Genomic DNA, 14271 nt, shown 5'->3' on the forward strand with positions numbered 1-14271 from the left:
CCAATTATGCACTAATGCAATGGAGAGCGCCATGCAGGGGACCTCGCAGCCGACGACGCCCGCCGCCTACACCGCGACCGACCGCACGGTCCCCACCCGCGCCCCGCAGAGGGCCTCCTACGACAGGGATCTGGTGCACTCGATACTCGACGAGGGATACGTCTGCCACCTCGGCTTCGTCCGCGACGGGGCGCCGGTCGTCCTGCCGACGCTGTACGGCCGGGTCGGCGAGACGCTCTACGTCCACGGTTCGACGGGCTCGCGCCCGCTGCGGATGGCGGGGCAGGCCGACCCGGGGCTGCCGGTGTGCCTGACGGTGACGCACGTCGACGCTCTGGTCCTGGCCCGCTCCGCCTTCCACCACTCGATCAACTACCGCTCGGTCGTGGTGCACGGCCTCGCGTACGACGTCACGGACCCCGAGGAGAAGCGGACGGCGCTCGACGCGCTGGTCGACCACGTCGTCCCCGGCCGGGCCGCCGACTCCCGCCCCGCCAACAAGAAGGAACTGGCCGCCACGGCGGTGATCCGCCTCGACCTGAACGAGGTCTCGGCCAAGACCCGCACCGGCGGGGTGAACGACGAACCCGAGGACCTCGCCCTCCCCCACTGGGCGGGCCTGCTCCCCCTCCGCAAGGGATACGACGCCCCGCTCCCGCAGGGCGACCTGGCTCCCGGCACCGAACTCCCGGACTACCTGGCGGTGCTGTGACCCGAGGCCGCCCCCGGGGCGCGGGGCGGGCACCCGCCGGAGCCCGCTCCCGTCCCCTCAGGCGGTCCGTGCCCCGCTGCGGGCCTCCGCGACCGCCAGCCCCGTCACCGAGCCCAGCATCAGCAGGGTTCCGACGAGGACCGGTGCCGTGAGGCGCTCGCCCAGGAGGGCCACGGCCAGGACGGCCGCGCTCACCGGCTCCAGCAGCATGATCACGGACACGGTGGCGGACCGCACGACGGCCGCGCCCGCGAAGTACAGGGCGTAGGCGAGGGCCGTCGGCACCGCGGCGATGTAGGCCAGCAGCGCCAGGACGAGCGCCGGTTCGGCGCTGTGCGGCACCAGCCCCTCCGCCAGGGCGAACGGCAGCAGGCACACGGCGGTGACCGCGAACGCGCCGACCGTGGTGGCGGAGGCGTCCGTGCCGCCGTCGCGGCCCCAGCGGCGGGTGAGCAGGGTCATCGCGCTGTACCCTGCGGCGGACAGCAGGGCGAGCAGCACGCCCGTGGGGCGTACGGCCGCCGACTCGTCGCCGAGGAGGAGCGCGCCGAGCCCGGCGAGCGCTCCGGTGACGGCGAGCGCTCCGCCCCGGCCGAGCCGCTCCCCCAGGGTCAGCCGGGCGCCGAGCGCGATGAGGACGGGTCCCGCGCCGAGCGTCACGACCGTGGCGACGGCCAGGCCGGTGGCGGAGACGGCCGCGAAGTACGCCGTCTGGAAGACCGCGAGACCGACACCGGTGACCGCGGTGCGCACGGCTGTGCGACGGAGCGGCCTCCGCGCGGTCACGGCCTCGGTGGCGTCCTCACCGGCGACGGCGGTGGCGGCGTCTTTCCTGGCGGTGGCGGCCTCGCCGGCGGTGCGGGCGCGCGGGCGCAGGCGGCGGGCGGCGAGCAGCAGCACGAGCCCGGCCGCGCAGCGCCAGAAGGACAGGGCGACGGCACCGAGATCGCTGGTCCGGTAGACGAGGGAGGCGGCCGCGCCGGCCGTGCCCCAGGCGGCGCCGGCGACGATCAGGTAGATCAGGCCCCGCCCGACGGGCAGGCGGGAGGCCGTGGAAACGCAAGCAGTGACAGACACGCGTTCTCTCCGCAGAGGTGCAGAAGTGCGAGGAAGGTCCGCCGGTCGAACGGCGGGCCGTGGACTCCTTCTGCGGGCAGCGCGGTGGCGCCCGGCACCGGGTGCCGGGCGTGCTTCACCGGAGGGCCCGCCTCAGGCGGCCGGAGGCGGAAGAACGAGCGCGTGCTCATACATGATCCGGACCCTAGGTGGTCGTTCCGCGGGCGGACAACTCCCTTTCTGGGCTGCCCCCGGCCACCGGCTGCGCCGAGCCCTTGGAGGGGGTGGCCGACTGGGCGATGAACGCGCCGAGCAGCACCACCGCGCCGCCCGCGATCTGCGGGGCCGAGAGGTGCTCGCCGAGCAGGAACCAGGCCAGGACGGTCGCGATGACCGCCTCCAGACACGCCACCACGCCCGCGACCTGCGGGGAGAGCCGGCGCACGGAGACCACCCCGGTGACGTAGGCGACGACCGTGGCGATCAGCACGATCCAGGAGAGCAGCAGCCACGCCGGGACCTCGGTGCCGTCCATGCGGGCGGAGTGCGCCAGCACCGACCAGTCCATGCCCCAGGGGCGGGCGACGACGGTCAGTACGGCCGCGCCGGTGAGGAGGCCGTAGGCGATGACGCCGAGCGGGTCGGGGGCGCCCTCGCCCGCGTCGCTGCCCTGGTCGGACAGGACGAAGTAGCCGACCTGGCAGCAGGCCGCGGCGAGCGCGAGGAGCAGCCCGAGGGCGTCGAAGCCGAGCCCCGACCAGACCTCGACGACACAGGCGAGCCCGCCCACCGCGAGCACGACGCCGAGCGCGGCGGCGCGCGTCACCGGTCGCCGCTGCACGAACCGCACCCAGCCCAGGACCAGGGCGGGCGCGAGGTACTCCACGAGCAGCGCGACCCCGACCGGGATACGGGAGATCGAGGCGAAGTAGAAGGCCTGGACGCCGGCCACGCCGAGCAGGCCGAACCCGGCGAGCAGCGCGGGACGGTGGCGCAGCAGCGCACGGTGGCGGACGGCGAGCGGCAGCATCACCAGGGCCGCGCCCGTCACCCTCAGCCACACCACGTGCAGCGGGTCGAGCCCCGCCTCGATCAGCGGTTTGGCCGCCACCCCGGAACCGCCGAAGGCGATCGCCGACCCGATCGCCAGAGAGAGCCCGAGGCCCTTTCCGCGGTTGCCCTGACTGCTCACAGACGTATGCACCGGCACATGATGACAGGCCACGACATGAGCGTCACCCCCGTTGACACCTGTCTCAACGCCTGGACAGCGAGGGTCGGTCACGGGACACGGAGGGGGCGGTGGCGGGCGGCCGCTAGGGCGGTGAAAGAGGCGGTGCCGGTGAGCTGTCACGGGTGTTTCGGGGGCGGCGACTGGGGCGGCCGGTGAGGAGCCGTGACGGGACGCGGCCGGGGGACCGCGAGAAGGGCGGTCAGCGAGCCGCCTCGCCGCCCCGGACGTACTCCTCCACGCCGTCGTCCCGACCGCACCGCAGAGCGGCTTCGGCCCGGGCGCGCAGCTCGCCGGCGTCGACACCGGCGCGGGTGAGGACCTCGACGGCCCGCGCCCCGGGGTCGTCGACGATCGCGACCAGCAGATCAACGCCACGGGCCCGGTCACCGCCCCCGAAGTCCGCGTGGGCGCGGCGAGCGGCGGCCCGGACCCGCGCGTTCGCCATCGCGGCGGCGGCGAGCGGCGAGTAGCCCTCCCCGACGGTGACGGCCGGCAGGGCGCCGGAGTCCTCGACCGAGCTCTGCCAGCGCAAGCCGTAGCCGATGCTGCGCTGGACGAGGTAACCGAGGAGCCGGGCGAGTCGGGGGCCGCCGTCGAAGGCGGCGCGCACCTCGGGGTCGTACTCCAGCAGGGAGTGCAGCAGATGGGCGGTGTCGATCTGCCGGTCGCCGTCGCGGACGGCCCGGCGTCGCGCACCGGCGAGCGCCGCCGCCAGCTCGGCGCTGAGCCCGGCGTCGTCGTCCATGGCGTGGACCGCCTCGTCGCGGGCCGACTGCCGGGGGGTACGGGGGTGCACATCCCCCACCCCATCAGTCCCGGCCGGGCGCGTCATCCACGGAGGGGAGCATCTTCGCGTCCCACGCGGAGCGGACATCACGGCACGGAATCTCCTCCTCAAGGAGGAGATCTGGCCGTTTTCCGTACACAATGCACCGCACTACGGCCTCACACACCCCGCGCCTCGCGTCACGCGCCTCGCGTTCCCGCCCCGCGCCGAGGGGCACCGCCGAGCCGAGGGCCACGCATGCTGACGGTTCGTCAGTATTGAATGTTGGCGGCCCTGGGGCTACGTTCCGCGACACCGTAGCCCCAGTCGCCCGACACGAAGAGGTGGTCGCATGGCCGAAGTCAGCGCGGAGGCGCGCATCCAGGTACCGGCCGAGAAGGTGTGGGCCACCCTCACGGACTGGTCGGCGTACGGGGAGTGGAACGCGACCCACACCAGCTTTCCCCGAGGCGGCCCGGAGACCCTCGAGGTGGGCGCGACCTTCCAGGAGGACATGAAGCTGATGGGCTTCCCGGCCGAGGTCGAGTGGACCGTGGAGGAGCTGGACCCGGCCCGGGTGCTGGCGATCCGCGGCAAGGGCCCGATGGCGGTGACCGTCGCCACGCGCTACACCCTCACCCCCTGCGCCGGCACCGGCACCGGCACCGGCACCGAGGCGACGGCTGTCCGTATCGACGGTGAGTTCACCGGCGCGGCCGTCTCGTTGATGGCGGGCAGGCTGAAGGACTCGGCGACCGCGGCGCTGAACGAGTCCCTGCGCAGGCTGGGCGGGCTGGTGGCCTGAGCGCCGCCGCGCACGCGAAGGCGCCCCGCGGATGACTCCACGGGGCGCCCGTCTCACGGCGGGGAGGCCGTCAGTCCTCGTCGGCGAGGATCAGGTACAGCTTCTTGCGGGCGTCGTTGATGACCGTGAGGGCCTTCTCCCGCTGTTCCTTGCTGCCGGTCTTCCAGACCTGTCCGAAGGCCTCCATCAGACCGAATCCGGCCTGGCGGATCTCGCCGAGGGCTTCCCAGTCGACGCCGCGGGAGGCCTCCTCCCAGGGGGCGTCCGGCCCCTCCTCGGCCGCCACGCGGCCCGGGTCGGTGAGCGAGAACAGCTTCTTGCCGCCCTCGGACTCACTGCTGATCAGGCCCTCGTCCTCCAGCAGCTGGAGGGTGGGGTAGACCGAGCCGGGGCTCGGCTTCCACGCGCCGCCGCTGCGCTCGGCGATCTCCTGGATCATCTCGTAGCCGTGCATGGGCCGCTCCTGGAGCAGGGCCAGGATCGAGGCCCGCACGTCACCGCGCCGCGCCCTTCCCCTCGGCCCGCCGCGCCCTCGTCCGCCCCAGGGCCCGGGACCGAAGCCCGGCCCGAAGCCACCGGGACCGCCGGGACCGAACCCCCGGCCACCCGGCCCGAACGGCCCGAAGGCCTCCCGCCGTCCGTCGAAACCGCCCCGGTCGCCCCGGAAGGGTCCGCCCTGTCGATGTCCACGCTCGAATCCGTGGGAACGCATCGCCATCACTCCATTCATTCCATCGTTGATCTGTCGCGATGCGTCAACGATATATCGGAACCGATCGCATGACAAGCCCCTCGCTCGCGACACCCCCCAACCCCTCTCGCCCATCCGGGTCACGGCACCCCCGATTCCAAGACAGGCTTTGCATGATCATGCGTTATTGCGCATACTCTTCCTATGTCAAAGGTCCTCACCTCCCTTCCCGCCGGCGAGCGCGTCGGCATCGCCTTCTCCGGCGGTCTCGACACCTCGGTCGCGGTCGCGTGGATGCGCGACAAGGGCGCCATCCCGTGCACCTACACCGCCGACATCGGCCAGTACGACGAGCCCGACATCGCCTCGGTGCCCGGTCGTGCGAAGACCTACGGTGCCGAGGTCGCGCGCCTGGTCGACTGCCGTGCGGCACTGGTCGAGGAGGGCCTCGCCGCGCTCGCCTGCGGTGCGTTCCACATCCGCTCGGGCGGTCGGGCGTACTTCAACACCACGCCGCTGGGCCGCGCCGTCACCGGCACCCTCCTCGTCCGGGCGATGCTCGAGGACGACGTCCAGATCTGGGGCGACGGCTCGACCTTCAAGGGCAACGACATCGAGCGGTTCTACCGGTACGGCCTGCTCGCCAACCCGCACCTGCGGATCTACAAGCCCTGGCTGGACGCGGACTTCGTGACCGAGCTCGGCGGCCGCAAGGAGATGTCGGAGTGGCTGCTCGCCCACGACCTGCCGTACCGCGACAGCACGGAGAAGGCGTACTCCACCGACGCCAACATCTGGGGCGCCACCCACGAGGCCAAGACCCTGGAGCACCTGGACACCGGCGTGGAGACCGTGGAGCCCATCATGGGCGTCCGGTTCTGGGACCCCGAGGTCGAGATCGTCCCCGAGGACGTGACGATCGGCTTCGACCAGGGCCGCCCCGTGTCGATCAACGGCAAGGAGTTCCCCTCGCCCGTCGACCTGGTGATGGAGGCCAACGCCATCGGCGGCCGGCACGGCCTGGGCATGTCCGACCAGATCGAGAACCGCATCATCGAGGCCAAGAGCCGCGGCATCTACGAGGCGCCCGGCATGGCCCTGCTGCACGCGGCGTACGAGCGCCTGGTGAACGCGATCCACAACGAGGACACCCTCGCCCAGTACCACAACGAGGGACGGCGTCTCGGCCGGCTGATGTACGAGGGCCGCTGGCTGGACCCGCAGGCGCTGATGGTGCGCGAGTCGCTGCAGCGCTGGGTCGGCGCGGCCGTCACCGGCGAGGTGACGCTGCGGCTGCGGCGCGGTGAGGACTACTCGATCCTCGACACCACGGGCCCGGCGTTCAGCTACCACCCGGACAAGCTGTCCATGGAGCGCACCGAGGACTCGGCGTTCGGCCCGGCGGACCGCATCGGCCAGCTCACCATGCGCAACCTCGACATCGCCGACTCGCGCGCCAAGCTCGAGCAGTACGCCGGGCTCGGCCTGATCGGCACCGCCGGCCCCGCCATCGGCGCCGCCCAGGCGGCCGCGACCGGGCTGATCGGCACCATGCCGGAGGGCGGCGCCGAGGCCATCGCCTCCCGCGGCGAGGTCTCCGAGGACGACGAGATGCTGGACCGCGCCGCGATGGAGTTCGGCACGGACTGACCGGCACCGACCGCACCGGCGGGAAGCCCGGCTCGACGCCACGGCGTGGAGCCGGCCTTCCGTCACGTGTGCCTGCCGACCGCCCTCCGGCACCGGTCGCGGACCGGTGGGCTCTACGCCGCCTGCGGCACGAAGGAGTGCATCTCGTCCCCTTCGGGCTGCACCACGCCGTAAATGCTCTCCGGGACCTCGTTCCAGGCCCCCGGCAGGTTGCCCAGGGGCTCGGACACGATGAGGCGGGTGCCGTCGGAGACCTCCCGCAGGAACGCCAGGTCGGGATGGAGGCCGCGGAGCGTCTCCACGTCGGTGCTGTAGAAGAGCGAGCGCGAGGCCTGCTGACTGGAGTAGCGGAAGCCCCACAGCCGCCGCCCGTCGGTGACGGCGACCGTCATCTGCAGCGGGAACTCCACGCCGTGCTCGTGACCGGTCCGTTCCACCAGGCCCGCCATCCGCGCGACGGCGCCGGGCGGATCCTGCTCCAGGCCGAAGGTGAGAGCCAGGTAGAACATCATCTCGGAGTCCGTCGACCCCTCCATGTCGAGGAACAGCCGCGGATCGACGGCCAGGGCGAGGTCGCGCCGGATCCGGTGGAACTCGGCGATCGCGCCGTTGTGCATCCACATCCAGCGGCCGTGGCGGAACGGATGGCAGTTGGTCTGCTGCACCGCGGAGCCGGTCGAGGCACGGATGTGGGCGAAGAACAGGGGTGAGCGGACGTGGCCCGCGATCTCCCGCAGGTTGCGGTTGCTCCAGGCCGGGCCGATCTCCCGGACCACCGCGGGCGTGTCCACGTGCCGCCCGTACCAGCCGACGCCGAACCCGTCGCCGTTGGTCGTCTCGACCCCCAACCGGGAGTGCAGGCTCTGGTCGATCAGCGAGTGCGTCGGCCGGTAGAGGATCGTGTCGAGCAGGACCGGGGTGCCCGAGTAGGCGAGCCAACGGCACATGGTCCACCGCCTTCCTGGCAGGTTTCCTCGGCTCAGGTGTCTCTCGCGGCGCGAGGCCTCCTCTCAGCATCCCAGCGTTGCCGTGGGGGTGCGCTGCGGGCGAACCGCCGCGCGCTGCCGCCGACCACGCCGGGGCAGCCCCCAGGGCCTGAGGACCGGGATCACCGTCATGAAGACGTAGGCCGACAGGGAGGCGATCGGCCCGAACAGGACGTCCCCGGCGTCGGGCAGGGGTCCGTCCGCGGCGACGGCCGTGTCACGCTCCGGGGCGCAGCGCGAAGGCCGTGGCGGTGAGCGTCAGGCGGTGCCCATCCGCCGCGCGTGGTCGCGGTACCACTCGGCCGCCCGTGCGAGGCGGCTCATGGGGCCGGGGCCCGGGGGCTCGTCCGTCAGCTTCCATATCTCGTCGGCGAGGTACCAGTGGTCGCGGGCGGCCAGGGCGAACTGGCGTTCCGAGGCGCGTCCGGAGGTCGCCCGCAGGCGCTCCAGGCAGACGGGCCACGGCCAGTCCTCGGCCGGGCGGGGCGGCAGGACACCGAGCGCCGACAGCTCCGCCAGCAGGTCGCCGACGCGTACGGGCTCGGGGTGGGCGACGTGATAGACCCCGGGCGGCACCGGGCGGGGGCCCGTGGCGGCGGCGGTGATCAGACGGGCGAGGTCGCCGACGTCGACCACGGACAGCAGCGCGCCGCCGCCGTCCCACTCCGCCGGCACCCGCTCGACGAGTTCGCGCAGACCGGGCACGACCCAGCGGTCCCCGGCCCCGAGCACGATCCCGGGCCGCAGGACGACGGCGCCCGCCTCCCGCGCGTACGCCTCCCCCGCCAGCCGGGTCCTGCTCACCGCGGAGGTCGGTTCGGCCGGGACCTCGTCGACCGCGATGCCCCGGTGCGGGCCGGCGCCGTACACCGCGGCGGTGGACAGGTGCACCACGCGCCGGACGCCGGCGCGCGCGGCCTCGGCCATCAGCGCGCGTGTGCCCTGCACGTTGACCGCCTCGCACAGCCGCTCGTCCCCGCCGATGTACGACGCCAGGTGGACGACCGCGCCGGCACCCGCGCACAGGCCGCGCAGCGCGACCGGGTCGGTCAGGTCACCGCGCACCCACTCGACCGGTGCGGCGGCCTCGGTCGCGGGGACGCGGCGCACCAACGCCCGGATCCGTGCTCCCGCTCCCAGCAGCGCGCCAAGCGCGTGGGATCCGATGAAGCCGGTCGCGCCGGTCAGCACGACCGTGCCGTCGTCGTCCCTCGCCGTCGTGCCGTTCAGGGCCGCTTCCTCCCACTCGACGTCCTGCCGTCCAGGGCCTGCCGCCTTCTCAACGTCCCGCCGGGCACGACCGGTTCCGCTGGGGCGGCACCGACCGGGACGCCGGAGGCGAGGCCCGGCCCGGTCGCGCACCGCTGCCGCACGTCAAGCCGCCCCGCACGCCGGACCCGGCGCCGAAACCAGGCCATGGCCCCCGAATTGGCCTTGGTCACCGGCTCGACCCAGCCCCTACCGTCTCCGACATGCGGATTCGAATCGTCGATGCCTTCACCGACCGCCCCTTCGCCGGGAACCCGGCCGGGGTCCTGCTGCTCGACGCCTTCCCGGGCGACGACTGGCTCCAGAGCGTGGCCATGGAGGTCAACCACGCCGAGACGGCGTTCGCGCACCCGCTCCCGGCGGGTGGCGAGGCGGACTGGGCGCTGCGCTGGTTCACGCCCGTCGCCGAGGTGGCGATGTGCGGTCACGCCACACTCGCCACCGCGCACGTCCTGCGCACCACCGGTGCCCACGAGGGGCCGGTGCGGTTCGCCACCCGCAGTGGCGTTCTCGTCGCGACGCCCGCCGAGGACGGCGCCCTCACCCTGGACTTCCCGACCGCCCCGCTCACCCGCGTGGACATCCCGGAGGGTGTCGCCGAGGCCCTCGGCGCGGAGCCGCTCGCGACCTTCGACACCGGCCCGAACGTCGGCGACCTGCTCGTCGAACTGGCCGACGAGAAGACCGTGCACGCCCTGCGGCCGGACCACAAGGCCCTGGGCGCCCACTCCGCGCGCGGCATCATCGCCACCGCCCGCGCCGAGAACCCCGCCTGCGGCTACGACTACGTCTCCCGCTGCTTCTTCCCGAACATCGGCATCGACGAGGACCCGGTCACCGGCAGCGCCCACACCGCCCTGGCCCCCTACTGGTCGGAGCGCCTGGGCCGCCCCGACCTCACCGGCCTCCAGGCCTCCCCCCGCTCGGGCCGGGTGCGTACCGGGCTGCGGGGCGAGCGCACCCTGCTGAGCGGACGCGCGGTCACCGTCATCGAGGGCGACCTGCTCGTCTGACCGGGCCGGGCCGGGGCGGCTCACGCCGTCGGCAGCCAACCCACCTGGCCCGCGAGAAGCGCGTACCCCACGAACGCCCCGATGTCGAGCAGGGAGTGCGCCACGACCAGGGGGCCCACCCGGCCCCACCGCCGGTAGAGATACACGAACACCACGCCCATCACCATGTTGCCGACGAAGCCGCCGATGCCCTGGTAGAGGTGGTAGGAGCCGCGCAGTACGGAGCTGGCCACCAGCGCGCCGACCGGGGTCCAGCCCAGCTGGCCCAGCCGGCGCAGCAGGTAGCCGACGACGATGACCTCTTCGAGGACGGCGTTCTGCACCGCGGACAGGATCAGCACCGGGTACTTCCACCACACCTCGGGCAGGGCCTCCGGCACCACCGTGAGGTTGAAGCCGAGGCCGCGGGCGGCCAGGTAGAAGGCGATGCCGGAGCTGCCGATGACCGCCGCGATCGCGGCGCCGCGGCCGAGGTCGGGCCAGGGGCGGGTGCGGTCGAAGCCGAGGGTGCGCAGACCCTGCCCCTCGCGCAGCAGGAAGTGCGCGACGAGCGCGACGGGGACGAGGGCCGTGGTGATCCCGAAGAGCTGCCAGGCGAGATCGAGCCAGGGGCGGCCCGGCGCGGCCGAGGCGTTGAGGGTCGCGGCCTGGTCCTTGAGGCCGCCCGGTTCGGTGACCGATCCGACAAAGCTGATCAGGGCGGACACACCGCTCGCACCGAGCGAGAGCCCGAGAACGAGCAGCGTCTCGTCACGGAGGATCCGTCGCGAGAGTCGCTCCTGCGGAAAGGAATCGGCCACTGGCCCCTCCTCCGCCTGCACACTGCCTCCAGTTGAGCGAACCGGCCCCCTTCGCATGCCGTCCGGCCGGACGTCCGGCACCGGACCGGCAGGGAGGGCACCACCGTCATCGGACGTCACAGCTTGCCCGATCGACGGGAGGCGGGTGTCGGCGGCCCCCGTGTTCACGCGGAAGGACCTCGCCCACGCTCAGAGCAGCCGGCCGCCGACCCCGGGGCCCGGCGCGCTGCACGACCAGCCCCCGCCCGGACCAACCGGTCCCGGGGACGCGGTGCGCTGTGCGGCCGGCCCCCTTCGGACCAGCCGGCACGGTGAACTGCACGACCAGCCCCCGCCCACGGCTGCCGGGGAACGACCGAGACCTGCCGTCATCCCGTGGGGACCGGCTCGGGCAGGCCCACCGGCCAGGTGTGCGCCGGCTCCCCCTGGCGCATCAGCTCGGCGTAGCGGCGGGTGGTCGCCGCCAGGGCGGCGTCGCGGGGCAGGCCCGCCTCCAGGGCGCGGTGGAAGGTGGCCACCTGCCAGCTCGCGCCGTTCGTCCGCCGCCGGCACCGCTCCTCGATGACACCCAGGTAGAGATCGCGGTCGGCCGGCTCCACTCCCCAGGCGTCCAGCCCGGCCTCGGCCAGCGGCAGCAGCTCGTCCCGTACGAGGCTCACCGCGTCGATCTCGGTGGTGCCGCCCAGCCGGCCGCGCCGCGGCCACTGCAGGCGGGCGTCGATGCCGTAGCGGCAGGCGGCGTCGAAGTTGGCGGCGGCGGTCTCGAACGGCATCCGGGTCCACACCGGCCGGGAGTCCTCGGCGAGGGCACGGACGACGCCGTAGTAGAAGGCGGCGTTGGCTACGACGTCGGTGACGGTGGGGCCGGCGGGCAGGACGCGGTTCTCCACGCGCAGGTGCGGGACGCCGTCGGCGATGCCGTAGACGGGACGGTTCCAGCGGTAGATGGTGCCGTTGTGCAGCACGAGCTCGGCGAGCTTGGGGACGCCGCCCGCCGCCAGGACCTCCAGCGGGTCCTCCTCGTCGCAGATCGGCAGCAGGGCGGGGAAGTAGCGCAGGTTCTCCTCGAACAGCTCGTACGCCGAGCTGATCCACCGCTCACCGAACCAGGTGCGCGGCCGCACGCCCTGGGCCTTCAGCTCCGGCGGCCGGGTGTCGGTGGCCTGCTGGAACAGCGGGGGCCGGGACTCGCGCCACAGCTCGCGGCCGAAGAGGAACGGGGAGTTGGCGCCGACGGCGACCTGCACGGCGGCGACTGCCTGCGCCGCGTTCCACACGTCGGCGAAGCGGGCAGGGGTGACCTGGAGGTGCAGCTGCACGGAGGTGCAGGCGGCCTCGGGCACGATCGACTTCGAGGTGCAGGCGAGGTGTTCCACGCCGTCGATCTCGAGAGTGAACTCCTCGCCACGGGCGGCGACGATCTGATCGTTGAGGAGGGTGTAGCGGTCGACGTCGGAAAGATTGGAGGTGACCAGGTCGTCACGGTCGAGAGTCGGCAGAATACCGATCATCACGATTCCCGCGTCGACCTCTGCAGCCTTTCGGTGGGCATATGCCAGTGATGTGCGGAGTTCCTCCGCGAGCCGGTCGAATACCCGGCCCCCCAATCGGTGTGGGGTGATGTTCACTTCCAGGTTGAACATGGCGAGTTCTGTTTGGAAGTCTCGGCTCGCGATCCTCTCCAGTACTTGTCCATTCAGCATTTTCGGCAGTCCGTCGGCACCCGCGAGATTCAGTTCGATCTCGAGCCCCATGAGGTTCTTCGGGCGGTCGAAGCGCTGCTGGGCCAGGAGCCGCTCCAGCCCCGTCAGGCACTGTCGCAGCTTGTCACGGTAGCGCTGCCGATCGGACAGGTCGAACGCGCCTGCCACGACCTTCTCCCCCATCGAAGCATCCCTCCTCGCAATGGGCGGGCCGGCGATCCGGCCGCCGGCTGTCCCGGGGTCAGGTGGGATGATGCCCAGCCTTGTCGATCGATAACGTCCCCCGTCGGCGGTGTGACCCGCTACCCTGACCCGAGATGTCCGGAGGCACATTCACCGGGCAAGGCGCGAAGCGTTGTTTCACAAAACACGAGGGCCTGTGAAAAACGCCGACGAGAATGGGCCGATCGTTGCGCGCGCATATCCCGAGGTCATCGCGGCGTGACCCGCTCTGAATCGGGATGATTCACACGTATCGCCGACCGAATGGACTCTTGCCGAGTGTCCCGGAATCGGCTAGATGAAACACAGTCTGAACACGTGTCGTATAAACTCCGCGAACAAGGCAGAGAAGGTGGGCGCCCACGGTCGAAGGAGCCTGTCGTCGTCGAGATGACGGACGGCAGGCCGCTGGCGCACCCCCGATTCCCAGACCCCGGCCACTGCCTCTCTGACCTCCTCAGTGAGCTGACAGCGTCGTCCGCCCCCCGCCCTCGCGCCACCGTGCCTGTCAAATGAGAGGCGACCCACCATGCCGCTGCATGTCCCTCCGGCTCCCGCGCCCGCCCTGCGCTCCGTCCTCACGGCACTCGGTTCCCCCACAGCGGTCCGTGAAGCGCGGACCCCGTCCCTGCGTACCGCCCAGGGGCCCACCACCCCCGAACTCCCGCTGCCCGTGCACGTCCTGGACCGGATCACCCCCGAGGGCGTGTCCGCGACCCGGCTGGCCGGCTGGCGCTTTGTGATCCGCTGCGGCGACCGTGCGGTGGCCGCGGCCGAGACCCGGCTGACGCCGGACGGCTGGGCCTTCTCGCACTTCTTCGAGGGCCCCTACATCGCCTCCACCGAGCGCGCGCTGCGCCAGGCGGAGTCGTCCACCCAGCCGTACCAGGCACGCCTGCTGTCCGTTCCCAGCCTGTACATGCTCACCCTGTGGCTGCACGGCGACTGCTCCTCCGACGGCACCACCGGCCATCCGGCCGCGACCGACCTGCTGGTGCCGCTGGCCCCGGCACCCCCCGGGATCGCCGCCCACCGCCCGCACCGGGTCGCCGAACTGCTGCCGGTCCTGACCCTCCGCGTCCCCCCGGACCCCGGCCCCCTCCTCGGCTCCCCGGCCTGACGCCCCCGGGCCGAGCCTCGTCCTCCGTACCCCGCCACCGCGGCCCCGGTGGCGGGGTACGGTGCTGCCGCGCGCCGGCCGACCGGGCGGACTAGCCCTATCCGACCAGCCGGAACCACCCGAAGGGACCGTGCAGTTGAGATGAACCGCCCGCGCGAGTGATGCGTCTTCAACCTGTGAGGAGCGGTGCGGCGAAATCCCTGCGGATCGACGCCCGTGGGGCAACACTGGGTTCCGACCGACT

13 protein-coding genes and 1 pseudogene are annotated in these 14271 nt (G+C 72.7%); 5 read left to right on the forward strand and 9 right to left on the reverse strand.

Going from position 1 to position 14271, the window contains the following annotated elements; translation table 11 throughout:
- Positions 1 to 31 precede the first annotated feature (31 nt).
- The gene (locus ACIBBD_RS06135) at positions 32 to 712 is read left to right on the forward strand and encodes a pyridoxamine 5'-phosphate oxidase family protein (RefSeq protein WP_399418088.1); all 681 of its coding nucleotides are present in this window, start codon (positions 32 to 34) and stop codon (positions 710 to 712) included.
- Positions 713 to 769: 57 nt separating this feature from the next.
- Here ACIBBD_RS06135 and ACIBBD_RS06140 read toward each other — a convergent pair whose 3' ends face one another.
- From ACIBBD_RS06140 to ACIBBD_RS06150, 3 genes are all read right to left on the reverse strand, one after another.
- Positions 770 to 1789 (reverse strand): DMT family transporter, encoded by a 1020-nt coding sequence (locus tag ACIBBD_RS06140; RefSeq protein ID WP_399418089.1) that lies wholly within the window; start codon positions 1787 to 1789, stop codon positions 770 to 772.
- 184 nt (positions 1790 to 1973) lie between these two features.
- Positions 1974 to 2978 (reverse strand): EamA family transporter, encoded by a 1005-nt coding sequence (locus ACIBBD_RS06145; RefSeq protein ID WP_399418150.1) that lies wholly within the window; start codon positions 2976 to 2978, stop codon positions 1974 to 1976.
- A gap of 223 nt (positions 2979 to 3201) precedes the next feature.
- Entirely contained in the window at positions 3202 to 3798 is a 597-nt protein-coding gene (locus ACIBBD_RS06150) for a Clp protease N-terminal domain-containing protein (protein ID WP_399418090.1), read from the reverse strand.
- A gap of 322 nt (positions 3799 to 4120) precedes the next feature.
- On the opposite strand from ACIBBD_RS06150, the gene ACIBBD_RS06155 reads away from it, so the two are divergent.
- Positions 4121 to 4573, forward strand: a complete 453-nt coding sequence (locus ACIBBD_RS06155) for an SRPBCC family protein (RefSeq protein ID WP_399418091.1) — start codon at positions 4121 to 4123, stop codon at positions 4571 to 4573.
- 70 nt (positions 4574 to 4643) lie between these two features.
- Here the strand turns inward: ACIBBD_RS06155 and ACIBBD_RS06160 are convergent, their stop codons facing one another.
- Positions 4644 to 5285 carry a PadR family transcriptional regulator gene (locus ACIBBD_RS06160; RefSeq protein ID WP_399418092.1) on the reverse strand — a complete coding sequence of 214 codons (642 nt, stop codon included), beginning with the start codon at positions 5283 to 5285 and terminating at the stop codon, positions 4644 to 4646.
- A 183-nt stretch (positions 5286 to 5468) separates the two neighbouring features.
- Here ACIBBD_RS06160 and argG point away from each other — a divergent pair, with 183 nt between their 5' ends.
- Positions 5469 to 6914 carry an argininosuccinate synthase gene (gene argG, locus ACIBBD_RS06165; RefSeq protein ID WP_399418093.1) on the forward strand — a complete coding sequence of 482 codons (1446 nt, stop codon included), beginning with the start codon at positions 5469 to 5471 and terminating at the stop codon, positions 6912 to 6914.
- A 113-nt stretch (positions 6915 to 7027) separates the two neighbouring features.
- Here argG and ACIBBD_RS06170 read toward each other — a convergent pair whose 3' ends face one another.
- The 3 genes and pseudogenes from ACIBBD_RS06170 to ACIBBD_RS06180 form a co-directional block, all read right to left on the reverse strand.
- Entirely contained in the window at positions 7028 to 7861 is an 834-nt protein-coding gene (locus ACIBBD_RS06170) for a class II glutamine amidotransferase (protein WP_399418094.1), read from the reverse strand.
- 63 nt (positions 7862 to 7924) lie between these two features.
- Positions 7925 to 8159, reverse strand: a pseudogene (locus ACIBBD_RS06175) (DUF2269 domain-containing protein); the annotation flags it as partial.
- Positions 8159 to 9091 carry an NAD-dependent epimerase/dehydratase family protein gene (locus ACIBBD_RS06180; RefSeq protein WP_399418095.1) on the reverse strand — a complete coding sequence of 311 codons (933 nt, stop codon included), beginning with the start codon at positions 9089 to 9091 and terminating at the stop codon, positions 8159 to 8161. The pseudogene ACIBBD_RS06175 and the gene ACIBBD_RS06180, both read right to left, overlap by 1 nt.
- A gap of 281 nt (positions 9092 to 9372) precedes the next feature.
- Here ACIBBD_RS06180 and ACIBBD_RS06185 point away from each other — a divergent pair, with 281 nt between their 5' ends.
- Positions 9373 to 10182 (forward strand): PhzF family phenazine biosynthesis protein, encoded by an 810-nt coding sequence (locus tag ACIBBD_RS06185; protein WP_399418096.1) that lies wholly within the window; start codon positions 9373 to 9375, stop codon positions 10180 to 10182.
- Between the two features lie 20 nt (positions 10183 to 10202).
- Here the strand turns inward: ACIBBD_RS06185 and ACIBBD_RS06190 are convergent, their stop codons facing one another.
- On the reverse strand, positions 10203 to 11003 hold the full coding sequence (locus ACIBBD_RS06190; RefSeq protein WP_399418097.1) for a CPBP family intramembrane glutamic endopeptidase: 801 nt from the start codon (positions 11001 to 11003) through the stop codon (positions 10203 to 10205).
- A 347-nt stretch (positions 11004 to 11350) separates the two neighbouring features.
- Complete coding sequence (locus ACIBBD_RS06195) at positions 11351 to 12868, reverse strand: glutamate-cysteine ligase family protein (RefSeq protein ID WP_399418098.1); 1518 nt, start codon at positions 12866 to 12868, stop codon at positions 11351 to 11353.
- 568 nt (positions 12869 to 13436) lie between these two features.
- Between ACIBBD_RS06195 and ACIBBD_RS06200 the strand changes: the two genes are divergently transcribed.
- The gene (locus ACIBBD_RS06200) at positions 13437 to 14027 is read left to right on the forward strand and encodes a hypothetical protein (RefSeq protein ID WP_399418099.1); all 591 of its coding nucleotides are present in this window, start codon (positions 13437 to 13439) and stop codon (positions 14025 to 14027) included.
- Positions 14028 to 14271: the final 244 nt, after the last annotated feature.

This window comes from Streptomyces sp. NPDC051315 (assembly GCF_044455165.1).
Classification (GTDB): Bacteria; Actinomycetota; Actinomycetes; order Streptomycetales; family Streptomycetaceae; genus Streptomyces.

What these genes read in the sequence shown, in the direction of transcription:
- ACIBBD_RS06135 (WP_399418088.1), top strand. Translation starts at nt 32, where the DNA reads ATGCAGGGGACCTCGCAGCCGACGACGCCCGCCGCCTACACCGCGACC.
- ACIBBD_RS06155 (WP_399418091.1), top strand. Translation starts at nt 4,121, where the DNA reads ATGGCCGAAGTCAGCGCGGAGGCGCGCATCCAGGTACCGGCCGAGAAG.
- ACIBBD_RS06160 (WP_399418092.1), bottom strand. Translation starts at nt 5,285, where the DNA reads ATGCGTTCCCACGGATTCGAGCGTGGACATCGACAGGGCGGACCCTTC.
- argG (WP_399418093.1), top strand. Translation starts at nt 5,469, where the DNA reads ATGTCAAAGGTCCTCACCTCCCTTCCCGCCGGCGAGCGCGTCGGCATC.
- ACIBBD_RS06170 (WP_399418094.1), bottom strand. Translation starts at nt 7,861, where the DNA reads ATGTGCCGTTGGCTCGCCTACTCGGGCACCCCGGTCCTGCTCGACACG.
- ACIBBD_RS06185 (WP_399418096.1), top strand. Translation starts at nt 9,373, where the DNA reads ATGCGGATTCGAATCGTCGATGCCTTCACCGACCGCCCCTTCGCCGGG.
- ACIBBD_RS06195 (WP_399418098.1), bottom strand. Translation starts at nt 12,868, where the DNA reads ATGGGGGAGAAGGTCGTGGCAGGCGCGTTCGACCTGTCCGATCGGCAG.
- ACIBBD_RS06200 (WP_399418099.1), top strand. Translation starts at nt 13,437, where the DNA reads ATGCCGCTGCATGTCCCTCCGGCTCCCGCGCCCGCCCTGCGCTCCGTC.